The following is a 24,257-nucleotide window of genomic DNA, read 5'->3' on the forward strand; positions in this document are numbered from 1 at the left end:
ACGACCCTTCGCACCGGACTGTTGTTCAGCCCGGGTAAACCATGTGGCTGATCTGTGGGCCCTGCCGCATGATTTCGTGAAAGCGCTTTCAGTCGTTTCAGCGAGCTACCGCTTTTCAACCCGGAACTACCCGTAACCACCACTGAAAGCGCCGCCTATCCCAGCTGGGATAGGCCCTGCAAGGCGATGAGGTGCCGGAACCAGTCCCCATTGGTCCTTCAGCCCTGGCGTTGCCGCCAAGCCGCAGACCAAGGGTGTTGCCTAGTTTGAAAGCGCTGCCATTGACGTACGCTTGAAAGCGCTTTCAGCTCTTCATCGAGCACCAAACGACAAGATCACAACTCTGGAGACAAGTGAATGAGACAGCCTCGTCCTGCCCTTCGCCTCACAAGCCTGGCTGCCGCCAGCGGCCTGCTGTTTTCCGGCGCCGCTGCGCTGGCCCAAGGCAACCCCAACGCTGGCCCGACGCCCAGCACCTCCGTGCCCCAGGCGCTGAACAGCACGACGCAGCTGGAAACGGTCATCGTGACCGGCATTCGCAAATCGCTGGAAACCTCGGTCAACCTGAAACGCTCGTCGTCGGGCCTGGTGGATGGCATCGTCGCCGAGGACATCGGCAAGTTTCCCGACACCAACCTGGCTGAATCGCTGAGCCGCATCAGCGGCGTGTCCATCGACCGCGCCAATGGCGAAGGCACGCGCATCACCGTGCGCGGCATGGGCCCCGACTTCAACCTGGTGCTGCTGAACGGCCGCCAGATGCCCGGCGCCAGCGTCGACGGCAGCGCGCCCGCCTCGCGCTCCTTCGACTTCTCCAACCTCGCCGCCGACGGCGTGTCGGCCCTTGAGGTCTACAAGACCAGCCGCGCCAGCAGCCCGACCGGCGGCATGGGCGCGACGATCAACATCCGCACGCCCCGCCCCTTCGACACCAAGGAAACCATCGCCCAGGTCGGCGTGAAGCTGGTGAGCGACCAGTCCGCCCGCCGCCTGCCCGGCGAGGAGCAGGGCAAGCGCGCCACGCCCGAGCTGAGCGGCATCTACAGCACGCAGAGCAATGACGGCATGTTCGGCATTGCGCTGATGGGCACGTATCAAGTGCGCGACTCCGGCTACTCGCAGGCCAATGTCAGCAGCGGCTGGAAGACCTTCAACGGCATCCAGGACAACGCCGACTGGGGCGGCGGCAACGCCGTCTGGGGCGGCCTGCCGCCCGCCAGTGCGGCGACGGAAATCAAGAACCGTCCGGCCGTGGACTCCATCTACAGCGTGCCGCAGAACCTGAACTACTCGTTCACCGGCGTGCATCGCGAGCGCCTGAACGGCCAGCTCGTGTTGCAGTTCAAGCCGACGAAGGACCTGGTCGGCACGCTGGACTTCGTCATGTCCGAGCAGAAGTTCCGCCAGCGCCGCAACGACATCTCCGCCTGGTTCAACTACGGCGGCCAGTTCGGCGAATACCAGACGGGCTCGCCCTCCTCGCCCATCATCTACGGCGAGCACATGGCCAACTCCGACCTGGCCATGGGTGCATCGCGCATCAGCACCAAGAACAAGAACCAGCAGCTCGGCCTGAACCTGAAGTGGAAGGCCAGCGACGCGCTGAGCTTCGAGCTCGACGCCCACCACTCCACCGCCACCTCGGGCGCCAATGACCCGCTCGGCACCAGCGTGACGCTGGGCACCGCCTCGCTGAACCGCGGCGACACCTTTGTCGACTTCAGCAACAAGTTCCCGGTGCTGGGCATCAAGGGCGCCACGCTGGACCCGACCGCCCAGGAACTGCAGGGCTCGGTCTTCGGCAACAGCTACCAGAAGAACCAGGTCAGCCAGATCCAGACCAAGGGCAACTGGAAGATCAACGAGGACAGCAGCCTGGACTTCGGCCTGACGCTGACCGACGTGAAGAACCGCTCCGCCTTCGCCAACGTCCAGCGTGACACCTGGGGCGGTGGCGCCGCCGGTGGCCCGGCCGCCATGCCGGACGACATCTGGAAAGCCGATTCGATCAGCAAGTACTTCAGCCGCGTCCCCGGCTCCAACGACCCGCGCCTGTTCAACCAGTTCTTCTATTTCAACTTCGAAGACCTGCGCGCTGCGGCCATCAAGGCACTGGGCTCGGACACCCTGCTGAAGGCCTCGTTCGACTGGAACGACGACTTCCGCACGACGGAGAAGTCGCAGGCGGTCTTCGGCCAGTACAACCTGGGCTGGGAATGGGGTGTGCCCATGGAGGCTGCCATCGGCGCCCGCTACGAGCGCACCAAGGTGAATTCGCCGTCCACGGAAAAGATCCCGGTGTCGGTGGCCTGGGTGGCCAACAACGAAGTGCCCATCACGTTCAGCGGCACACGCTCCGCAGCGCGCGACGGTAAGTACGGCTACTTCCTGCCGTCCATCGACCTCAGCGCCGATGTGACCAACGACACCAAGCTGCGCGTCAGCTACGGCCAGACCATCGGCCGCCCGGGCTGGAACGCCATCCAGGGCGGGCAGCGACTGGACCCTCTGGCCCGCATCGACGGCGGCTCGGGCTCGGTGGGCAACCCCGACCTGAAGCCGCTGAAGTCGAGCAACATCGACTTCTCCGCCGAGCACTATTACGCCAAGAGCAGCTACGTCGCGGCGAGCTACTTCCGCAAGTCCCTCAAGGACTACAACGAAGCGGTCATCACCAACACCAACCTGTTCGACCTGCACACACCGATCGGCAGCGCGATGTACAAGCAGGCGCAAACGGCCGGCAGTTGCGGCAACGACTCGGACTGCATCCGCAAGTACATCTTCGCGAACTTCCCGACCGCTCCTGGCGTCAGCCCGGGCGCAGCCGGCACCTCCCTGGGCAGCATCACCGCGCAGCCGACCGACCCGCTGTTGATGTTCAACCTCGGCACCTACATCAACAACACGCGCACCAGCAAGCTCAGCGGCATCGAGCTGAACGCCCAGCACATCTTCGGCAACAGCGGCTTCGGCGTGTCGGCCAACTTCACGAAGGTGAAGTCCAACCTGAGCTATGACAACAACAAGCGCGGCGCGCAGACGGATGTGCTGGTGGGCCTGGGCGACTCCGGCAACCTGGTGGGCTTCTACGAGAACGACACGTGGACAACCCGCCTGGCCTACAACTGGCGCGGCAAGTTCCTGGCTGCCAACTTCGGTGGCGTGGAAGGTGCGCAACCGCTCTACGTCGAGCCCTTCGGCCAGTTGGACGTGAGCGTGGGCTACAACGTCAACGAGCACCTGCGCCTGCAGTTCGAGGCCATCAACCTGACGGACGAGTACACCCGTACGCACATGCGCAACGAGAACCAGATGGGTGCCGTCACCCAGCTGGGCCGTCGCGTCATGATCGGCGCGCGGTACAAGTTCTAAGGCGACGCTGAATAAGTCCCCGCGATGCAGCGCGCCCTGGTTTGGGATGGGCTGCAAGGCGCAAACCGCAGACATAGCTGGCTATGGCGAGGCTGAGGCCGGACACAAGCGGCAGGCCGCGTGTGCCTGCCGAAGGGCCAAGCCTCTGGCTTGGCGCGGCCTGCAAGGCTTGCAACGCCGCAGGCCGCCCAAAGCAGGGAGGCGCTGCGCGCGAGGGACTTGTTCTGCGTTGCCCTAGGCTCACAGCCTGGTTCGGCGGCGCTCTGCGCTGGGGCGTCGCTCTTGTTCGCCGTTTGGCGAGGCCGCGCGAGCGGCTTTTTTTGCTTTCGGGGTCAGATGATCGTGAACGACAGACTGCGCGAAGTGGTGGTGTTAGGCGGCGGCTCGGCCGGCTGGCTGGTGGCCGGCCTGCTGGCCGCCGAGCACACCGACCTGCGCATCACGCTCATCGAATCCAGCGACGTGCCCACCATCGGCGTCGGCGAGGGCACCTGGCCGTCGATGCGCGACACGCTGCGCCGCATCGGCCTGTCGGAGCCCGAGTTCATCCGCCGCTGCCAGGTCTCGTTCAAGCAGGGCTCGCGCTTCGACGGCTGGGCCCGCGGCCAATCAGGCGCTGACGGTGACCGCTACTACCATCCCTTCATGCTGCCCGTCGGCTACGGCGATGCAGACCTCGTGCAGCCCTGGCTGGCCACGCAGGCAGGCCGACCTTTTGCCGACGTCGTCAGCCCCTCGGTGCAGGTCTGCGAGGCTGCGCGCGCGCCCAAGCAGGTGCAGACGCCCGAGTTCGCCGCTGTCGCCAACTATGCCTATCACTTCGACGCTGGTCTGTTCGCCCAGCTGCTGCGCGAGCACGCCGTCGCCAAGCTCGGCGTGCGCCATGTCATCGGCCACGTCGACGCCGTGCTGTCGCACGAGAACGGTGACATTGCCGCGCTGCAGACCCGCGAGAACGGCGCCCTGGCTGCCGACCTCTTTATCGACTGCTCGGGCATGGCCTCGCGCCTGATCGGCCAGCACTTTGGCGTGCCGCTGAAGAGCGAGCGCGACGTGCTCTTCAACGACGCTGCCCTGCCGGTGCAGGTGCCCTACGCAACCCCCGACGCGCCCATCGCCTCGGTCACCGTCGCCACCGCCTGGGCCAAGGGCTGGATCTGGGACATCGCCCTGCCCTCGCGGCGCGGCGTCGGCTGCGTCTACTCGCGCGCCCACGCCAGCGACGACGAAGCGCATGCCGCGTTGCAGGCCTATCTCGACGCCACCGGCACGCCCACCGAGCGCCCCACGCCGCGCTCCATCCGCTTCGACCCCGGTTACCGCGAGCAGTTCTGGGTGCGCAACTGCGTCGCCATCGGCCTGTCCTCCGGCTTCATCGAACCGCTGGAAGCCTCGGCCCTGGCCCTGGTCGAGCTGTCGGCCCAGCGGCTGTGCGACGAGCTGCCGATGAGCCGCGCCACCATGGGCGCCGTCGCCCGCCGATTCAACGACGACTTCAGCTACCGCTGGGCTCGCGTCATCGACTTCCTGAAGCTGCACTACACGCTCAGCCAACGCGACGACAGCGACTACTGGGGCGCCCACCGCAACCCGGCCACCTGGCCCGAGCGCCTGCGCGAGCTGCTGCCGATGTGGCGCCTGCGCCCACCGGCGCGGCACGACTTCGGGCGCATCGACGAGGTCTTCCCCCCGGCCAGCTACCAGTACGTGCTCTACGGCATGGGTTTCCGCCCTGACGCCCAAAGCCTGTCCGCCACCAAACTGCAGGCAGCCCAGGCCTGCTTCGACGAGGCCGCCCGACAAGCCCGCCGCCTGCTGTCCGGCTTGCCGGGCCATCGCAGCCTGATCGACCACATCCACCGCCTAGCTCCATGACCCGCCCTGCCCTGCTCGACAACGTCACCCACCGCCATCTGCGCGTCCACACCGAGCGCTCTGCCAGCCTGGGCGACGCCCGCCAGTCGGCCCTGGCCCTGCCGGCCGAGTTCCGCCAGCTGCAGGCCCACTTCCCCATCGTCTTCCAGCTGGTGGAGGGCGACGCCGCCAACACCGGTTTCCAGCCGGTGGCCCTGTTCGGCTTGGAGGAAGGCCAGAACCTCTTTCTGACCGACGCGGGCTGGGACGCGCCCGTCGTGCCCATGGCCCTGCAGCGCGACCCCTTCATGATCGGCCGCGCCCCTGACGACAGCCTGCAGCTGCACATCGACCTGGACAGCCCGCGCATCGTGCGGCCCGAGGAGGGCGAGGTCGGCACAGCCATCTTCATGCCGCACGGCGGCTTCAGCGACCACCTCGATCACGTCGTGCAGCTGATGGAGCACCTGCACGCCCAGGCCCAGCATCTGCCGGTCTTCATCGAGGCGCTGACGCGCTACCAACTGCTGGAGCCCTTTGTCATCGACGTCGAGACGCCGGGCGGCGAGCAGGGTCGGCTGACGGGCCTCTTCACCATCAACGAGGAGCGCCTGGCCGCCCTGCCCGGCGACACGCTGGAGGCCCTGGCGCGCGAAGGCCATCTGCTGCCCATCTACATGCAGATCGCCTCGCTGCAGCAGTTGCAAGTTCTGGTCGAACGCGCGAATCGATGAGCCCCTCGTCCAACGAGTACGTTGGCCGGTCCCCCGCGGGGACGGCGATGCATGCGGCATTGAGCCGCACGCACATCGCCAGCGCAGGCCGGCTTGGGAGCGGCCCGGCGCTCGGCCTGCATTGAGCCACCCCATGCGCGCAGTACCTGACTGGAGCGGGCCGTTCGACCCCAATGAGATGCCCGCCGAGCTGCTGACCGGCGACCGGCCCTACGTTGTGCGCGGCGGCTTCGCGCACTGGCCGGTGGTGCAGGCGGCACGTCAGTCCGACGAGGCCCTGGCGCGCTATCTGATGGGCTTCTACCAGGGCATGCGCATCGGCCTCTTCCAGCTGGCGCCCGAGGCGCGCGGCCGCGTCTTCTACGCCGACGAGACCTTGAGCGGCTTCAACTTCTCGCGGCATGGTGCGACGCTCGACCAGGTGCTGACCGGCCTGCTCGGCCTCAGCGCAACGCCCGAGCCGCCGGCCCTCTACGTCGGCTCGACGACGGTGGACGCCGTGCTGCCCGGCTTCCTCGACGCCAATGTGATGGGCCTGGGCCAACGCGACGCGCTGGTGAGCCTGTGGCTGGGCAACCGCACCCGCATCGCCGCCCACTACGACCTGCCCGACAACCTCGCCGTTGTCGCTGCTGGCCGGCGCCGCTTCACGGTGTTTCCGCCCGAGCAGATAGCCAACCTCTACATGGGCCCGCTGGACCCGACGCCCGCCGGCCAGCCCATCAGCCTGGTCGACTTCGAGAAACCCGACCTCGAGCGCTTCCCACGTTTCCCGCGCGCGCTCGATGCCGGCGAGACCGCCGAGCTGGAACCCGGCGACGCCATCTTCATCCCCAGCATGTGGTTCCACCACATCGTGGGGCTGGCGCCGGTCAACCTGCTCATCAACGCCTGGTGGCGCCAGACGCCCGACTACGTCGACTCGCCGCTCAATGCACTGCACCTGGCGCTGATGACGATGCGTGACCTGCCCGAGAAGGAACGCCACATCTGGCAGCACCACTTTCAGCATTTCGTCTTCGCGGCCGACGCGGCCACCTGGGCCCACATCCCCGAGGCTGCGCGCGGCCTGCTCGGCCCCATCGACGACACCCTCTCGCGCCAGGCCCGCGCGCAACTCCTGATCCAACTCAAGCGATGAACACTCCTAACGCATCCTTCCGCCGCATCGTCATCGCCGGCGGCGGCACTGCCGGCTGGATGATGGCCGCGCTGATGAGCAAGCTGCTCGGCAAGCAGCTGGACATCAAGCTGATCGAGTCCGAGGAGATCGGCACCGTCGGCGTCGGCGAGGCCACGATCCCCGCGCTGCACACCTTCCACAACCTGCTCGGCATCAACGAGGCCGAGTTCATGGCGGCCACCAACGCGACCTTCAAGCTCGGCATCAATTTCGAGGGCTGGAAGGACGTCGGCCAAGACTACTTCCACTCCTTCGGCACAACGGGCAACGACCACTGGAGCGCCGGCTTCCAGCACTTCTGGCTGAAGGGCGTTGCGCAAGGGCTGTCCAAGCCCTACACCGACTACAACCCCGAGACGGTGGCGGCGATGGCCAACCGCTTCGCCCACGTGCCACGCGGCGGCCTGAACTACGCGTACCACATGGACGCCGGCCGCTACGCCAAATACCTGCGCGCGATGAGCGAGGGCTACGGCGTGCAGCGCATCGAAGGCAAGATCGGCGCCGTACTGATGGATGGCCCGATGGGCCAGGACGGCGACATCACCGCGCTGCAGATGCAGGACGGCAGCCGCATAGCCGGCGACCTCTTCATCGACTGCACCGGCTTCCGCTCCATGCTGCTGGGCGAGACGCTCGGCGTGGGCTACGAAGACTGGTCCTACTGGCTGCCCTGCGACCGCGCCGTGGCCGTGCAGACGGCCTCGGTGCGCGAGGCCTGGCCGTACACCCGCTCCATCTGCCACCCCTTCGGCTGGCAGTGGCGCATCCCGCTGCAGAACCGCGTCGGCAACGGCCTGGTCTACAGCAGCAAGGAGTTGAGCGACGCCGATGCACCCGAGGTGCTGAAGAAGAACGTCGAAGGCGAGCTGCTGATCCAGCCGCGCCTGATCAAGTTCCTGCCCGGCCAGCGCGAGAAGGTGTGGGAGCGCAACTGCGTCGCCGTCGGCCTGGCCAGCGGCTTTGTCGAGCCGCTGGAGTCCACCAGCATCCACTTGATCCAGCGCGCCGCCATCCGCCTGATGCAGATGTTCCCGCAGGGCGGCATCCAGCAGTCCGACGTCGACGAGTTCAACCTGCAGTCCAAGCGCGAGCTGGAGCACATCCGCGACTTCGTCGTGCTGCACTACACCGTCAACGAGCGCACCGACTCCAAGCTCTGGAAGCACGTGCGCGAGATGGACCTGCCGGCCACGCTGCGCCACCGCATCGCCCTCTTCCGCGAGACCGGCCGCGTCTTCCGCACCAGCGACGAGCTGTTCGCCGAGAACTCGTGGATCCAGGTCATGATGGGCCAGGGCATCACGCCCCAGCGCTACCACCCGGTGGCCGACCTGATGGGCAAGGACGAACTGAGCACCTTCCTCGGCGACATCCACCTCAAGGTGTCGCGCACCGTCGCCGGCCTGCCCCAGCACCAGGCCTATGTCGAGCAGCTGTGCGCGCCGTATCGCCATGCAACAACGGCGCAGTTGGCGGCCGTGCCGAAGCGGGCTTGAAGCCGGAGGGCCAGTAAGCGGCGCCCGGGCGGCGGTTGGCGGCGGTAGGTCATTGCGGGCGAGCAGGCGGGTGCTGCAGATGGCGACGGTGGATGGCTATCAGCCACTTCCAGACGCTCGGGCAAACAGGAAATCGCGGCACCGATGACCGGTTTCAAAGTACAGCCGTCATGACGCGATGACCACTCGAACGCAGCCATTCCCAATGCGGACGCTCGCGGTCTCGCTGCCCCCAATCGACACCCGATGCACGCGGTACGGTCAACGTTCGCTACGCAGGCAACGACCTCGACGCGTTCGAGAAGAACATGAAATCGCGCGCACCCGCCTGGATGGCCTACGACATGCGTGCCATGATGCATCGGTACCAGCACGAGGGCGCCGTGGCGACCTCGGAAGACCTCGGCCGTCTGACGACCCTGCTCGGCCGGTCGCCGCGCGGCTACCGCGACTTCGCCGCCTAGACCGCGCAGGGCTGGCAGCCGTAAGTCGACTTCCAACCCCCTCAAGCGAATCAGGAGAGCGTGATGAAGCAGTCGCAAGCCAAGAAGGTGCTGTTCGTGGGCCAACAGCCGGAAACGGTCGACTTCTCGGACCCGGCATTGCCGCCCGGTTTCGACGCTGCAAAGATCCATGCCGGCATTGCCGTCGGCATGCAGCAGATGGCAGACCGAGGGTGGCATGCCGATCTCTGCCTGGTCCGTCCCGACGAATCCGCGACTGAAGCGCTTGAGCGCCAGCTCGCGACCACCTCATACGATTGCGTCGTGATCGGCGGAGGCATCCGCATTCCGCCCAAGAGCCTGTTGCTGTTCGAGCGACTACTCAATGCCGTGCACAGGGCCGCCCCCAACGCCGCCATTGCACTCAACACCTCGCCGCCCGACACCGCCGACGCGGCGGCTCGGTGGCTGAAGGTCGACTGAATCGCGGGAAGAAGCTCACCATGTCAACGATCCGCCAACCCCTGCACTTGCTTGATCGCGCGGTCATGCTCGGCATGCGCACGATGGTTGCCTCGATGAAAGGCAGCGTTACCGGACCCGAGGCCAGGAAGCCCTTCGATGAACTGATGCAGAAGACGCCTGCGGCACCCGGCGTGACCTACGAGGTGGCCTCGGTGGGTGGTATCGCAGGCGTGTGGTGCCGACCGGCAGATACACCTGACGCCGCCGCTGCGATTCTCTATTTTCATGGTGGCGCCTACATCGTCGGATCGGCGCTCGCCTATCAGCACTTCGTCGGGCAGATCGTTGCCCGGACCAGGATCGCTGCGTTCGTGCCGGAGTACGGGCTGGCGCCGGAACGCCCGTTTCCAGCAGCGGTTGACGATGCACAGGCCGCGTACGCTGGGCTGGTCGCGCAGGGATTCACTAGGATCGCGCTGGCGGGGGACTCGGCCGGTGGCGGGTTGACGCTGGCGCTCCTGTCGCTGACGGTTGCCAAGGCGAAAGACGGCTTGAGCCTGCGTCCTTTGGGCGCGGTGGCAATGTCACCCTGGACCGATTTGGCGCTGACCGGCGACAGCATGGCAACCCGCGCCGAAGCGGACCCGCTGTCGACCAAGCAGGCGCTTGCCACCACGGCGCACCTGTACCTCGGCAAGAACGACCCGCGGGATCCGCGAGCGTCGCCTCTGTATGCCGATCTCGCCGGCCTGCCTCCGATCCTCGTCCACGTCGGGGAAGACGAAGTCCTGCTCGACGATTCCACGCGCTACGGCGATCGGGTCGAGAAGAGCGGCGGGGTCTGCCGGGTCAACGTCTGGGAAGGAATGGTGCATGTGTTCCCTTCCAACGTTTCCACACTGCATGCGGCAAAGGCCGCACTCGACGACATCGGTGACTTCTTGCGGCAGTGCTTCAAGGTCGAAACCAGCGTGAGGTCATCATGAAGGTATTGGTTCTCGGCGCGACCGGCGGAACGGGTCGCGAGATTTGCCGCGCGGCCGCTGCGAAAGGGCACTCGGTCGTGGCTCTGGTCCGGTCTGTCGCCCGCGCGCAGAACCTCACCGGAGCAACGCTCCTCGAAGGCGACGCACGCGATGAAGCTGCCCTCCAGCGAGCGCTTGCAGGTTGTTCCGGCGTCATCAGTTCGCTCGGCACTTCCGTGAGCCCGTTCAATGAAGTCACCCTGCTTTCGACCGCAACGCGCGCGCTCGTGAAGGTGATGACTCAAGAAGGGGTTCGCCGGCTGGTCTGCATCACCGGCCTTGGCGCCGGCGACAGCCGCGGCCATGGCGGCTTCGTGTTCGACAAACTCATCATGCCGTTGCTGTTGCGCAAGGTTTATGAGGACAAGAACCGCCAGGAAGACATCGTCCGGGCCAGCGGGCTGGATTGGGTGCTGGTTCGACCGATGGTGCTCAACGACAAGCCCGGCACGGGTGTGGTGCAGGCTCTCACGGATCTATCGGAGGTTCATGGCGGAGCGATTGGCCGATCCGATGTTGCAAGATTTGTCGTCGACCAGTTGACCGACGACCACTGGCTCGGCCGCGCGCCTTTGATCAGAGGGTAGGCCTCAGCCGCGCGCAAGGTCCGGCGGACTCTATGCGCCGGACTGACGCTTGCCATCGCGCCGACTATGGCTGGGGAAACCGCCGCCGGCTCCTATGGGTCGAAAGCCGCCGACGTCAGCCACCTCCGCTGCGCGCCTATGCATCGAAGTGGCTCGCCCGAGTGGTGACCTGAGTCCCACCTACTCCTGCGACGGGTGCCGTTCCGTGCGCCCATCGGCGTGCTGGGCGAAACGGCCGCCCTCGTCGCCATGCACCGGCGCAGCGTCTGGCCACGGCCAGCCGCCGAACTCGGTGCGTCGGTAGTCCTCGAACGCCTGCCGCAGCTCCTGCTGGGTGTTCATGACAAAGGGGCCGTACTGCGCCACCGGCTCGCCGATGGGGCGGCCTTGCAGCATCAGCAGCTCGGCGGGTTGATCGCCATTGATCAGCACGACGTTGGCGCCTGCACGCACTTCGATGGATGAGCCCACGGCCACGGCCTGGCCATCGATGGTGATCTGGCTGCCCGCGAAGAAGTACAGCTTGCGGCGCGTGCCGTCGCCCGTTGCCGCCGGCAGCGTCCATTGCGCGCCGGGCGCCATGCGCAGGGTCCAGATGGCCAGGTCCGAATGCAGGCGCGAGGCCCACGAGTTGGGCGGCGGCGCCAGCGGCTTGGCCACGCTGGCGTTGCCATCGCCGTTGCCAGAGACGGGAAGGTCACCGGCAACGATCACCAGGTCGGTGGCGCGCCCCGCCGCGTCGACGAAGCGGTGCTGCGGGATGTCCTGCGACCAGAACATCGTGAAGTGCGGGTCGACCATCTTGCTGTCGGCCGGCAGGTTCAGCCAGATCTGGAACAGCTCCAGCGCGTTGGGCTGGTCGGTGCGCAGCAGGGGGAACATCTCCGCGTGGACGATGCCCTTGCCGGCCGTCAGCCACTGCACGTCACCGCCCCCGAACCGCGCGCCGGCGCCGAGCGAGTCCGCGTGGTCGATGCGGCCCTTGCGGACGATGGTCACCGTCTCGAAGCCGCGGTGCGGGTGGGCGGGGAAGCCGGGCACCTGCTGGCCGTGATACATGCTCCAGCCGTCCTTGCGCGAAAAGTCCGAGCCGATCTGGCGGCCCGCCAGCAGCGACGCGTCCGGCCCGTAGCGGCCGTTGCCTGGCGGATAGGCGTCGTCGTGATGGACGCAGAACAGAAACGGGTCGAGCGTCTCCCAAGGCATGCCCAGAGGCTGGGTGGCGACGATGGAGGAAGGGGGTGAGCTGTTGACGGTCATGGTGATGCTCCGAAGGTCCCTCACCATAACGGGATCTGGCCGTTCGAATGCCGGCGGGCCTTTGCATCCTGCAGACCAGCACCGCATCGCCGCGCGAGCCGCAGGCCAGCGTGGCCACGACACGCTGCAAGCCATGAAACCCTGGCGCGAGGCACAAGATGACCCCACAAACCCCAGGCCTGTTCGAGCCGCCAGACAATCGCGGCCATCATGAAGATCAACCACACGACCCAAGCCCGCCTCAACACCTGAGCGCCCTTCGATCGTGCTCGGAAGGCGCAAAGCCTTCCGGTCCAACCAACCCCGGCAGGCTCCCACCTCCCGGGGTTTTGTTTTTCTGCACTTGAGTGCAACCGAGTTCACACCATGCGCATGCGCACCTTCGACAAGCTGATCGCCACGATTCCCGAGCGCCGGAGCGCGGCTGAGCCCTGCTCGTCGCTCGTGCGCTTCGGCGTCCTGCCTTTGCGCTAGCCCTGCCAGGTGGTTTCCACCGGGGGCTGGCAACAGTCACCGCATCAGGAATCCACCATGAACTCGAACACCCTCCGCAAGCTGCGCAACATCGGCGTCATCGCCCACGTCGACGCCGGCAAGACCACGACCACCGAACGCATCCTGTTCTACACGGGCGAGAACCATCGCATCGGCGAAGTGCACGACGGCGCCACGACGATGGACTTCGACCCGCAGGAACGCGCTCGCGGCATCACCATCCACAGCGCGGCCACGACCGTGCATTGGCAGGGCACCCAGATCAATTTGATCGACACGCCCGGCCATATCGACTTCAACCTCGAGGTGCGCCGCTCGCTGCGCGTGCTGGACGGCGCTGTCGTCGTCTTCGACGGCGTGGCCGGCGTGGAGCCGCAGACCGAAACCAACTGGCGCCTCGCGGACGAGTACCGCGTGCCGCGCATCGCCTTTGTCAACAAGCTGGACCGCGTCGGTGCGGACTTCGGCCGCGTCGTCGCGTCCCTGCAGGACCGCCTCGGCGTGCGCGCGCTGCCGCTGCAGCTGCCCATCGGCGCGGAAGGCGAGTTCCGTGGCGTGGTCGATCTGCTGACGATGCAGGCCCTCGTCTGGGACAAGGACGACGCATCCGCGCCGCCGCGCGTGGCCGAGATTCCTGCTGAGCTGCTGCCCGCTGCCCAGGCCGCTCGTGCACGCCTGGTGGAAGCCGCTGCCGAACAAGACGACGCACTGCTGGACGCCTGGCTGCGCGGCGCCGAGCTGCCCGTGGACGCGCTGCGTGCGGCCCTGCGCTGCGGCGTGATCGCGGGCGCCTTCGTGCCCGTGCTGGCCGGCTCGGCCTTCCGCAACCGTGGCGTCGAGCCGCTGCTGGACGCCGTCGTCGCCTATCTGCCCGCGCCTGGCGAAGCCACTGGCGCTGCGGACCCGCACGCGCCGCTGTCTGCCCTCGCGTTCAAGCTGACCGCCGACGACCACGGCGCGATGGTGTTCGTGCGTGTCTACAGCGGCCGGCTCAAGCGCGGCGACACGGTGTTCAACGCCAGCACCGGCAAGCCCGAGCGCGTATCGCGCTTGTACGAGATCCATGCGGCCCAGCGCGTCGAACGCGACGAACTCGTCGCGGGCGACATCGCGGGCGTCGTCGGCCTGAAGGACGTGCTGACCGGCCACACGCTGGCGTCTGCCAAGGACGCGCCGGTGCTGGAAAGCATCGCCGTGCCCGCCGCCGTCATCGACGTCGCCATCGAGCCGCGCAAGCAGGCCGATGCGGCGGCCCTCGCGAAGGGCCTGGGCGTGCTCGTCCGCGAGGACCCGTCGCTGCGGCTGCGGCAGGACGCCGACTCGGGCCAGACGCTGCTGTCCGGCATGGGCGAGCTGCAACTGGAAGTGGCCGTGGAAAAGCTGCGTTCACGCTTCGGCGTGGACGTGACCACGGGCCGCCCGCAGGTCGCCTACCGCGAGACCATCACGGCCTCGGCCGAGGTGCGCCATGTGCACAAGAAGCAGAGCGGCGGCCCCGGCCAGTTCGCCGAGCTGACCCTGCGCATCGCGCCCTTGCCGCGCGGTGAGGGTTTCCGGTTCGAGTCCCAGGTGATGGGCGGTGCGATCCCGCGCGAGTTCATCCCGGCGGTCGAGGCGGGCATCCGCAAGGCTGCTGCGTCTGGCCCGTTCGCAGGCCATCCGCTGGTGGACTTCGAGGCGGTGCTGCTGGACGGCAGCGCCCACGTGCGTGACTCGTCGGCGCTGGCCTTCGAGCTGGCGGCGGCAGCGGCGCTGCGCGAGGCGGTCATGAATGCGTCGCCTGCGGTGCTGGAGCCGGTGATGGCTGTGGATGTCATCACGCCGGCCGAGCACCTGGGCGATGTCATTGGCGACCTGCTGCGCCGGCGCGGCCAGGTGCAGGGCCAGGACGCACGCGGCAATGCGGTCGTCGTGACGGCGCATGTGCCGCTGGAGCGGATGTTTGGCTACATCGGGCAGCTGCGCGCGCTCAGCTCGGGCCGGGCGCAGTTCACCATGCAGTTAAGCCATTACGCCGAAGCGCCGGCGCGTGCCGCGTTGGCGGCTTGACGAAAGGGGGTGGCTGGAAACGGCCACCCTCTTTTCATTCGCGCGTCCGTCTCATGGCCAGCGCGACGATGGCCAGGCCTGCAGCGACGACGAGGGCGTCTTCGATCAGCCCGCTGCGCGTCTGGCCGATGCGGCTCATCGCTCGCTTGCGCGCGGCGAGCGTGGCGTAAGCCAGCGGCACGGCGGTCGCGACCGCGACCGTGGCCCCGGCGCACTCGCTGCCGTGCGGCGCCAGGGCCGCGCCTGCAATGCCGGCGCTCGCGACGCGCGCCGTGAGGCCCAGGGCCACGGTGCGATCAGGCGCCGTCTTCATCTTGTCGCCGAACAGTTCTCCAACCCCCATGGCCATGGCGCCGAACTTGAACAGCGGGCGATCCAACAGGAAGAGTTGCCCGGGCGTGCGACGGCCAGCGAGGCGGGCCAATGCGATGGAGGCCATGGGCGTCATCGAGCGGGCGCTTGCGACGGCGCCGATCAACACGGACGAGAGCAGGCTGCGAATGGGCATCTTGATATCTCCGGCAAGTTCAGCGCTTCGACTTCACAGGCCCGGAGGCCGCCAACCCGCTCTCGCAGGCTGCCTTTTCACTTGCGCTGCCGGCGGCCATACACCTCGCCGCGCCGTCGTCCACGCCACCCGGCACGTTGCCGGCAGGCGCTGACGCGATGGTTGCAGCAGCGGCGCTGTTCCTCGGCTTGAGCGGTATTCGAATCTGCGGAATCACCCGCTCTTCGGGCCGCTGGTTGCCGGGCTCCTTGGCGTTCTCGGCCGCCGTGATGGCCGCGTTGCGGGTGGGCACCTGCCTGGACGCTGCAGTCATCGGCTCGGCCGCTGAAGCTGGAGACGAAGCCGGCGCAGCAGACTGCGCGCACGCGCCGCCTGTGAGGGCCGCTGCGAGGAGGCTGGCAAGGATGGCGTCGAGAACGATTTTCATGAGGCACCGCGCTTTTCAGCTGTGATGCGATGAATGTGACTGGGCAGGTGGAGTGCGTGTGTAGGAGGGTGGCTTGCGATTCATGGCACGGGCGCTGATAGGCGGCCGGCAAGGTGTCTCCGTGTGACGAGTGCGCTCGGAGTTACGCCGACAGCATCTTGCTATTGCGCTTGTCCTTGCGGCTCGCTGCATTGCCGGGAGTCCCGCCCGGCAGCGGGCGAAAAGGACCATCGCTAAACAGCTCCAACTCCCCACCAAATGCACATCGTCAGAAAGCGGTAGATCGCGATCACGGGAGACCGAAATGTTGGGATTCACTGCGTTCACCCCAATCTAAGGGGTTCGGCTCCGTCGGCGAAACTCGATGGCAATATCGCCCTGTTGGCCCACTGCTCGGCCGGGACGCTGCTCGCCACCGAGCTCTACCCGAAGATGCCGACTATCTATCCATGTGATCTTCACTTCGCTTCCAACTTTGTAGGCGGACTCTGCATAGAAGACGACGGAACGCCCGGAATCGCCGTGCTTTCCGACAGCTTCACCTTGGCGCGTAAGGTGGACCTCGTCGTAGAGCGCGCCCAGCCCGAAGCCCATTCCGTTATCGACTTCTTCGAGTGTTGCCGTGAAGGCGCCATCCGGACTCGGATACGCCTGAGACCGCCCAACGACCGGCTTCCCGTCCTCGCATCCCGCGAGGATGACCAAAAGGAAGCTCGTGATGACAAGTTTGTGTTTCATCGGAGGGGGTCGTTCGTAGCAATACGGCTGAGGACGAATCAACACTGAGATCGCCGATTCCCTGGGCAGCACTCACTCCCAGCGCAAATGCACCACCTGATAGCCCTTCGCCTTCAGCGCCTCCAGCAGAAACGGCATCGCCCTCGCCGTCTGATCCTGCACGTCATGCAGCAGCACGACGCCGCCACCGCTCTTCGCCAACTCGCCCAACAGCTTGTCCGCCAGCATCTGCGGCGTCTGGTCGGGTAGCCAGTCCTCGGCGCCAGCGTCGACGGACATGACGGTGATGGAGCGCTCGGCTAGCGCCTTCATCAGCGTGGGCGTTTCTTCCAGGAACGGGAAGCGGTAGGCCGCCGGCTCGACACCTAAGGCCGCGCGGTAGGTGGCGACGATTGCGTCAAGGTCAGCGATCTGCGCGGTCGGCTGCAGCGGCGAGAAGTGCTCATGCCGATAGCCGTGCATGCCCACCGTATGACCAGCGTCGCGCACTTGGCGGGCCAGGGCGGCATGCTGCTTGAGTGGCTCGCCGTTCATGAAGAAGCTGGCTTGCACGCACTGGTCGGCCAGCGCTTTCAGGATGACAGGCGTGGACTCGGGCCGTGGGCCGTCGTCGAAGGTCAACACAACTTCGCCCGGGGCCAGCGTCGGCAGCGCGGCGTGCTGGGCCTTGCCCCAGGCGGCGCCCTCGCGCTTGAGCGTCAGCGTGCGCGAGGTGCCGAGCACATCAGGCCCGCAGGCGGGCTGAGTCGCCGAAGCGGCAGCCAACACCATGCTCAGCAGCAACCCCATCAATGCCCGCCAGCCGGCGCGGCGTGCCCGCCAAACTCGTCGGCTTCCTCATGATCATGCGGAAAGGGCGCAAACCAGGCCAGGATGACCGGCGGGATGGAGAAGACGAGCACCCAGCCGAAGAAGCTCAGGTAGTTGTGGTCGACGGCGTTCCACATGAAGCCGCTGACCGTGCCGGTGCCCCACTTCGTCATTGCCATGACGCCCGTGGCCATCGCGTAGTGGGCCATGCGGAAGGGGCCGGGGGCGACCTGCTGCATCATGTAGAGCATGTGCCCGACCGAGCCCATGCCAAAGCCGAACTTCTCGATGGAGACGACGATGGCGACGGTCAGCGAGTCCATCGGCATCGTCTGCGCAAGGTAGAAGTAGGTCAGGTGCGGGATGTTGAGCACCAGGGCCAGCGTGAAGAAGCTCCGCGGCAGCGTGCGTTTGGCGACGAGGAAGCCGCCGAGGAAGGCGCCAGCGATGAAGGTCAACGTGCCGACCGTGCCGTTGATATGCCCGAGGGTCTCGTTGTCCAGCGCCAGTCCGCCGGCGGCGCGCGCGTCAAGCAGGAACAGCGGGCCGAACTTCTCGATGAAACCTTCGCCGAAACGGTAGAAGAAGATGACGGCCAGCATCATCCAGATCTGCGGCTTCTGGAAGAAGGTGACCCAGATCGTCACGTTGGCCTTCAGGGCGCCCACGAAGCCTTCGCCGTGCCTGGTCGGGGGCGCACCCGGCGGCAGCACGCGCAGATGCCAAAGCCCGAAAGCGGCCATCGACGTGGCGGCAATCAGCACGACGATGGTCCAGCACTGCACCCAGCTCATGCCGGCGTGGTTGTGCAAGTAGCCCGTGAGCGACACGAACAGGCCCGACGCGACGACGGCGCCCATGTTCCAGCACATGCCCTGCAGGCCCGCGTAGCGGGCCTGGTCCTTCTTGGACGCGGTGGTCATGAACACGCCGTCGGCGCAGGTGTCCTGCGTGGCGGACGCGAAACCGACGATCCAGAAGAACGCGAGCGACAGCTTGAAGAAGTCGGCCAGCGGCAGCACCAGCGCAATGAGGCCGAGCGCCGCGGCCATCGTGAACTCCATGCTGATGACCCAGAAGCGCTTGCTGCGGTAGGCCTCCAGCAGCGGCGCCCAAAGAGGCTTGAGCACCCAGGGCAGGTAGAGCTGCGACGTGTACAGCGCGATGTCCTCGTTCGACACGCCGAGGTTCTTGTAGATGATGGCGGCGACGACGCCCACCATGACGTTGGGCAAGCCCATGGCCAGGTAGAGCGAAGGCACCCAGGTCAGCAGGTGGCGGGTGTTTTTAGTCATGGTGTCGTGGGCTTCTTGCTGCCGTTCAGGAGGGCGAGGACATCGGAGGCGTCCTGGTTGGATTGCAGGGCTTGCAGGGCGGCGCGGGCGCGGTCGGTGCCCTCGCCGCCATGCGGGTTGTTGGCCAGTGACTCCAGGCCGCGCCGGGCCTTGTCACGGTTGCCGTCCTGCAGGTGCACCCAGATCGCCAGGTAGGCATATTCGCCCACCTGGGGTTCGAGCACGTTGGCGGCGTCCGCCGCGTTGCTCAGGCTGGGGCTCAGTCCCTTCTGGCTCAGCACCTGGGCCAGTTGGTAGAGGGTGGGCGCGTCGTTGCGGCGCTGCTTGTAGGCCGCCACCAGGAAGGCGCGCGCCTGCTCCAGCGCCTGGGTGCGGTCGGCACCGGTGGCGTGCGCGGCTTGGGTCTGCCAGGCCCAGCCAAGCAGCCGGTTGGCCTCAAAGGGCGGCGCGTCCTGCTGAGCCCAGGGGCTCAGGATCTCCAGCGCCTTCTCGGATTCGCCGTAGCGGATCTCGGCATAGGCCAGGGCCCAGCGCATGGCATCGGGCGCACGCTCGCCACCGGCCTTCTTCACGCGTTCGCGCAGGCGCTGCAGCACTTGCTTGCCATGCTCTGCCTCGGGGCGCGTCGTGATGATCATGGCGTCGAGTTCGGCTTGCGCCTCGTCGGTGGCCACCTCGCTGACGCGCACTGCCACGGCCTGCAGCGCTGTGTTTGGAATTCGTGCGGAGTAGGTGTTCTCAAAGTGGCGGCGCAGTTCGCCGTTGAGCTTGCCCGGCGCGATGCCGGTAGCGGGCTCAAGCGTGGCGACCGGGTCCTCACCCGCAGCGACACGGCGGAAGTATTCGTTGAAGCGCTGCGTGCGGTCCGACTTGGACAGCACGTAGTGCGTCAGCAACCATGACTGGGCATAGAAGACCTGGAAGTAGCTGTCGTCGATGTCCTGCTGGCCGGTGGACTGCATTGGCGGATTCAGCAGGCGCGCCGCGTCCAGCCAGGGCCGGCGCGTCAGGATCTGGGCATTCGGGTTGCCGGCGCCTATCACCACGGCATCGCTCTCGATGACGGTCGCACCGAAATACTCGGCGAAGCCTTCCACGTACCAGACCGGATAGCTGATGCGCGCGTACTGGGCCATGACGCGGTGCGCGTACTCGTGGAAGATCACCTTGCCGGTGAATTCACTGCTGGCGCGCCGGTCGTTGAAGACGAAGGCCTGAGACCCGTCGGCCCGCGACACGAAGAGCCCCGCGAGCTGGCGGTTGCGCAGATGCGGCACGACGCGGCCGATCATCTCGGAGTCGTCGCTCATGACGATGGGGAACGGCGACCGCAACAGGCTTTGGGTGGCCCCCAGTGTCAGCAGCATGGCCTGGTGCAGGCGTTCGAGATCCTGCACTCTCTCCTGCGCCGTCGACCTGGACGCCTGCGCCAGCAACCGGAAGTGCGGGCTCTCCGCGCGGTACCAGTCTGCCGCGCCGGCCGCCCCGGTGGTCAGGCCGAGCAGCAGGCAGGTGATCAGTTTGCGCATCGTTTCGTCTCCGGCTTGCTCAGGGCGCCTTGGGTGTCAGCGCCGGCAGCGCCGCCGACACGTAGTCCAGCACGGACTGCGCGGCGTCGAGCTGCACGCGGTCGTTGCTCAGGCGGTAGGCCTGGATGAGCATCAGCGCCTGGTTCAGCGCTTGGTTCAGCGCCTGGTTCAGCGCTTGGGCGTTGCTGCCCCAGACGAAGTCGCTGGTGGCATCCATCGTCAGGCGGTAGGCCGAGGCCTTCCAGGTGGCGGCGAGCTCGTCGCCGAAGCCGCGCACCCGTTGCGTCACCAGGTCGGCACCGGCCTTGGCGAGCTTGCCGCGGTTCTGGGCCAGGCTGGCCCAGGCCTGGGCCAGGCTGGCGGCCAGCAGGCCGGCGCAAAGCATCTGTCGGTTCATGGCGTGACAGTCTCGTGAATGGGGCGGCCCGCCTGCACGACGACCTTGCCACGCAGGCCCGAGGGCTGGGCGGGGTCGGACTGGATCATCACCGTCAGTTGCCGCTGCGTCGCGCCCGGCGGCAGCAGCACCGAGAACTCGGCCGGCGCGTCGCTCGCCTTCTCGCCCAGCTTCACGCCGGCCAGCCACACCTGCGCCTTGCCGGCCAGCTCGCGGAACACGAGGCGAGCGCGGCCGTCGTTGAGGTCGGCGCGCAGGCGCAGGTCGGTGCGGTAGAGGCGCCAGGCCGGCGTCTCGGCCGCCTGCTTGATGGGCACCTCGCCCCAGCCCCAGCTGTTCATGTCGTTGTCGGCAAGCTGGACATTGGGGTCAGGTTGTGCGGCCTGGGCGGGTGAGATGCGCCAGTACAGCAGCTGCGTCACGGGCTCGGCTGCGGCGACTGCGGGCGGCGTGGGCACGGGCTGCACGGCGAGCGTGATCTCGGCGGGCTGCATGCCCTCGGCCAGCGCGCGCAGTTTCAGCTCGCCCGTGCCGGCGCGCTGGCTCTGCAGGATGACCTGGGCCAACCCGTTGTAGAGGCTGCGCTCGGGCGCCTTCTCGGACTCGTGCGAGTTCGCGTCGCCATTGCCCACGCCGATGATGCTGGCCGCGCCGCTCAGCTCGAAGCGCACCTTCACGTTGGCGGTCGGCACCGGGCGGCCCTGGGCATCCAAGGCACTGACGGTGACGGGCATGGCATCCAGGCCGTCGCCGGCCAGGGCGGTGCGGTCAGGTGTCAGCAGCAGGCGCACCGGGGCCCCGCTGGTCTCGACCACGTCGCGCGCGATCTCGGCGCCAGTGCGCAGCGCCACGGCCTCCAGCTCGCCCGGCGCATAGGCCACGTCGAAGGTGACCATCTCGAAGGGATCCACATCGCGCTCGTCCACGACCTTGCCGTTCAGCAGCAGCCGCACACGCGGTGCATTGCTCAGCACCATGACGCGCTGCTTCTGCCCTTCCCGACCCGGCCAGTTCCAGTGCGGCGCAATCTTGATGACGGGCTGGTCCTCGACCTTCACCCACTGCGCGCGGTGCAGCCAGAACGCCGTCTTGGCAAAGCCGCACAGGTCCATCGCGCCGAAGAAGGAGCCGGCGCTCGGCCACTCGAAGGGCGTGGGCTCGCCGCGATAGTCGAAGCCGGTCCAGACGAAGCCTCCGGCAATGAAGGGCCGCTCGGCTATTGCCTTCCAGGCTTGGCGGTGGGTGTTTCCCCAGTAGGCCGCCTCGTTGTCGTCGGACGCCATGATGTGGCGCGCGCGGTCGGTGGTGAACTCGCCGCGCGACATGAAGGCGGAGGTGTCTTCAGAGCTGGTCAGCGGCAGCTTGGGGTTGGCCTTGTGGAAGCGGTCGTAGTCATTGATCTGATAGTTGAAACCGACCACATCGACGGCCTGCGACACGTTGATGTCGGCGAACAGGCCGCCATTCATCGCGGCCGTCACGGGGCGGGTGGCGTCCAGCGCCTTCACGGCCGAGACCATGCGGCGCACCATCTCAAAGCCCATCTCGGTGCCCTGCATGGGCTCTTCGTTGAAGACCGACCAGAGGACGACGCTCGGGTGGTTGCGGTCGCGCTTGACCAGCCAGGTCAGCTGGGCCATGTAGTCCGGTGACGGGTTGAAGTTGCGGTTCTCGTCCATGACGAGAAAGCCCATGCGGTCGGCCAGGTCCAGCACCTCGGCGGCCGGCGCGTTGTGAGCGAAGCGGATGGCGTTGACGCCCATGTCCTTCAAGCGGCGCAGCCGGTAGGCCCAGATCGCCTCGGGCACGGCGACGCCGACGCCGGCGTGGTCCTGGTGGATGCAGACGCCCTGCAGCTTGACGTGCTGGCCGTTCAGGAAAAAGCCCTGGTCGGCGTCGAAGCGGATGGTGCGAAAGCCGGTGTGGATCTCGGCTTCATCGAGTGCCGCCGCGCCCGAGCGCAGTTGGGCCCGCACGCGGTAGAGCTGCGGGTCCTTCAGCGTCCACAGCTTGGGGCTCTTGACGGCGAGTTGCAGCTTGGCCGTGCTCGTGCCCAGCGGCTGCGCGCGCACCTTGGCGGCCGAGCGCGCCACCTCTTTGCCGGCGGGGTCGATCAGCGTCACCTCGACCTCGGCGTCCTGCGCCACGCGGCCACTGCTGTTCACCTCGATCTCGACCGGCAGCGACCAGCGCTTGCCGTCGGCACTCACCGGGTTGGCATGGATGCCGTCGGTGGCGATGTGCACGGCGCTGCGCTTGACCAGCCAGGTATGGCGGTAGATGCCGGCGCCTTCGTACCACCAGCCCTCCATCTCGTTGGCGTCGACGCGCACGGCGATGTTGTTCACCTCCTCGCCGTAGCGCAGGTAGGGCGTGATGTCGATATTGCGGCCGTTGTAGCCCGACCAGTTGTGGTTGATGACGATGCCGTTGACCCAGACCGTGCTGTGCGTGGCGATGGCGTCGAACTGCAGCTCGATGTGGCGGCCGCGGTCCGACGCCGGCAGCTGGAAGTAGCGCCGGTACCAGCCGACGCCGCGCTCGCGGTAGCCCTGGGAGAGGTTCTCGTTGGCGTCGAAGCCGCCTTCGACGGCCCAGTCGTGCGGCAGGTCCAGGCGGCGCCAGCCGGAGTCGTCGAAGCCAGGCGCCGCAGCGCCCGTGACGCCGCCCGCCTTGGCGCTGTTGTACGAAGCGCCATGGCCCTTGATGGGCGGCGTGGCGATGTCGCCCTTGTGGAAGAGCCAGCCCTGGTCGAGCGACAGGCGCTCACGGGGAGCGGCCTGAGCAAGGTTCCCAAAGCTGGCGACTGCCAGCAACACCATCAACAGAAAGCGACGCCAAGCCATGGTGACTCCATCAAACGAATGAGCCGGTGGACGCCTGAGCATCCACCGGCTGGGGGCGGATTGCCGGTCAGGCGTTCCAGTTCAGCGAGGCGCCTTCAGCCAGCACCGGGCTGCGCTGGCCGTCCACGTCCAGGCCCCAATCGCGCAGCGCGCCCTCGGTGACCTGCGCCGTGTACTGCCCGCCCTGGCGGCTGACCGTGCCGCGTGCCGCGACGTTGCCGTCCAGGCCCACGACCGTGAAGGCCGCGCTCGCGCCGTCGTCCAGCTCGAACACGCGCAGCACGGTGCCGCTGGCGTAGTCGTAGTCCGGCTTCTCGGTCTCGGCACCCCAGGCGATGACGCTGTTAGGCGCCGCGTACAGCGGCAGGCTCAGGAAGCCGTGCGTCTCGCGGTGCCAGCGGCCGCCCTGCTTCTTGTCGCCGCTCAGCAGATGCGTCCACTTGCCCTCGGGCAGGTAGAAGTCCACCTCGCCGTTCTCGGTGAACACCGGCGCCACCAGCAGGCTTTCGCCGAGCTGGTACTGCCGGTCCAGCGGCGCGCAGGCCGGGTCGTGGGGATGCTCGATGAGCATCGCGCGCATCAGCGGCACGCCCGTCTCGGTCGCCTCGTGTGCCTTGGCGTAGAGATAGGGCATGAGCTGATGCTTGAGCTGCGTGAAGGCGCGCAGCACGTCGCAGCTTTCTTCGTCCACGAGCCATGGCACCCGGTAGCTGCTGCTGCCGTGCAGGCGGCTGTGCG

Annotated in this window: 20 protein-coding genes; 10 read left to right on the top strand and 10 right to left on the bottom strand. The window is 67.2% G+C overall.

What is annotated here, in order from left to right; translation table 11 throughout:
* Positions 1-357 precede the first annotated feature (357 nt).
* From ABIS05_RS08995 to ABIS05_RS09035, 9 genes are all read left to right on the top strand, one after another.
* The gene (locus ABIS05_RS08995; protein WP_348012689.1) at positions 358-3,375 is read left to right on the top strand and encodes a TonB-dependent receptor; all 3,018 of its coding nucleotides are present in this window, start codon (positions 358-360) and stop codon (positions 3,373-3,375) included.
* Between the two features lie 342 nt (positions 3,376-3,717).
* Positions 3,718-5,250, top strand: coding sequence for a tryptophan halogenase family protein (locus ABIS05_RS09000; protein ID WP_348012690.1), 1,533 nt, complete (start codon positions 3,718-3,720; stop codon positions 5,248-5,250).
* The gene (locus tag ABIS05_RS09005) at positions 5,247-5,963 is read left to right on the top strand and encodes a SapC family protein (protein ID WP_348012691.1); all 717 of its coding nucleotides are present in this window, start codon (positions 5,247-5,249) and stop codon (positions 5,961-5,963) included. Before ABIS05_RS09000 ends, ABIS05_RS09005 begins: the two co-directional genes overlap by 4 nt.
* Positions 5,964-6,096: 133 nt before the next feature.
* Complete coding sequence (locus ABIS05_RS09010; protein ID WP_348012692.1) at positions 6,097-7,104, top strand: cupin-like domain-containing protein; 1,008 nt, start codon at positions 6,097-6,099, stop codon at positions 7,102-7,104.
* A complete protein-coding gene (locus ABIS05_RS09015; protein WP_348012693.1) occupies positions 7,101-8,645 on the top strand; it encodes a tryptophan halogenase family protein in 1,545 nt (514 codons plus the stop codon). The genes ABIS05_RS09010 and ABIS05_RS09015 overlap by 4 nt, the downstream gene beginning before the upstream one ends.
* 308 nt (positions 8,646-8,953) lie before the next feature.
* On the top strand, positions 8,954-9,109 hold the full coding sequence (locus ABIS05_RS09020; RefSeq protein WP_348012694.1) for a hypothetical protein: 156 nt from the start codon (positions 8,954-8,956) through the stop codon (positions 9,107-9,109).
* A gap of 63 nt (positions 9,110-9,172) precedes the next feature.
* Complete coding sequence (locus tag ABIS05_RS09025) at positions 9,173-9,571, top strand: hypothetical protein (RefSeq protein WP_348012695.1); 399 nt, start codon at positions 9,173-9,175, stop codon at positions 9,569-9,571.
* A 20-nt stretch (positions 9,572-9,591) separates the two neighbouring features.
* The gene (locus ABIS05_RS09030) at positions 9,592-10,539 is read left to right on the top strand and encodes an alpha/beta hydrolase (RefSeq protein WP_348012696.1); all 948 of its coding nucleotides are present in this window, start codon (positions 9,592-9,594) and stop codon (positions 10,537-10,539) included.
* Complete coding sequence (locus ABIS05_RS09035; protein ID WP_348012697.1) at positions 10,536-11,165, top strand: SDR family oxidoreductase; 630 nt, start codon at positions 10,536-10,538, stop codon at positions 11,163-11,165. The genes ABIS05_RS09030 and ABIS05_RS09035 overlap by 4 nt, the downstream gene beginning before the upstream one ends.
* 180 nt (positions 11,166-11,345) lie before the next feature.
* Here ABIS05_RS09035 and ABIS05_RS09040 read toward each other — a convergent pair whose 3' ends face one another.
* A complete protein-coding gene (locus ABIS05_RS09040) occupies positions 11,346-12,425 on the bottom strand; it encodes a pirin family protein (RefSeq protein WP_348012698.1) in 1,080 nt (359 codons plus the stop codon).
* A gap of 531 nt (positions 12,426-12,956) precedes the next feature.
* On the opposite strand from ABIS05_RS09040, the gene fusA reads away from it, so the two are divergent.
* Entirely contained in the window at positions 12,957-14,969 is a 2,013-nt protein-coding gene (fusA, locus tag ABIS05_RS09045; RefSeq protein WP_348012699.1) for an elongation factor G, read from the top strand.
* Between the two features lie 34 nt (positions 14,970-15,003).
* On the opposite strand, the gene ABIS05_RS09050 is transcribed toward fusA, so the two are convergent.
* From ABIS05_RS09050 to ABIS05_RS09090, 9 genes are all read right to left on the bottom strand, one after another.
* Complete coding sequence (locus ABIS05_RS09050; protein ID WP_348012700.1) at positions 15,004-15,477, bottom strand: hypothetical protein; 474 nt, start codon at positions 15,475-15,477, stop codon at positions 15,004-15,006.
* Positions 15,478-15,496: 19 nt separating this feature from the next.
* Positions 15,497-15,904, bottom strand: coding sequence for a hypothetical protein (locus tag ABIS05_RS09055; protein ID WP_348012701.1), 408 nt, complete (start codon positions 15,902-15,904; stop codon positions 15,497-15,499).
* 333 nt (positions 15,905-16,237) lie between these two features.
* Positions 16,238-16,642 (bottom strand): hypothetical protein, encoded by a 405-nt coding sequence (locus tag ABIS05_RS09060; RefSeq protein WP_348012702.1) that lies wholly within the window; start codon positions 16,640-16,642, stop codon positions 16,238-16,240.
* 72 nt (positions 16,643-16,714) lie between these two features.
* Positions 16,715-17,431 (bottom strand): polysaccharide deacetylase family protein, encoded by a 717-nt coding sequence (locus tag ABIS05_RS09065; protein ID WP_348012703.1) that lies wholly within the window; start codon positions 17,429-17,431, stop codon positions 16,715-16,717.
* The gene (locus ABIS05_RS09070) at positions 17,431-18,747 is read right to left on the bottom strand and encodes an MFS transporter (RefSeq protein WP_348012704.1); all 1,317 of its coding nucleotides are present in this window, start codon (positions 18,745-18,747) and stop codon (positions 17,431-17,433) included. Before ABIS05_RS09070 ends, ABIS05_RS09065 begins: the two co-directional genes overlap by 1 nt.
* Complete coding sequence (locus ABIS05_RS09075) at positions 18,744-20,276, bottom strand: hypothetical protein (protein ID WP_348012705.1); 1,533 nt, start codon at positions 20,274-20,276, stop codon at positions 18,744-18,746. Before ABIS05_RS09075 ends, ABIS05_RS09070 begins: the two co-directional genes overlap by 4 nt.
* A gap of 19 nt (positions 20,277-20,295) precedes the next feature.
* Entirely contained in the window at positions 20,296-20,673 is a 378-nt protein-coding gene (locus ABIS05_RS09080; protein WP_348012706.1) for a hypothetical protein, read from the bottom strand.
* Entirely contained in the window at positions 20,670-23,519 is a 2,850-nt protein-coding gene (galA, locus tag ABIS05_RS09085; protein WP_348012707.1) for a beta-galactosidase GalA, read from the bottom strand. The genes ABIS05_RS09080 and galA overlap by 4 nt, the downstream gene beginning before the upstream one ends.
* Positions 23,520-23,586: 67 nt before the next feature.
* Positions 23,587-24,257 (bottom strand): TIM-barrel domain-containing protein (locus ABIS05_RS09090; protein ID WP_348012708.1); only part of this gene is annotated, 671 nt, incomplete at its 5' end.

Source organism: Roseateles sp. (assembly GCF_039929605.1).
Lineage (GTDB): Bacteria > Pseudomonadota > Gammaproteobacteria > Burkholderiales > Burkholderiaceae_C > Pelomonas.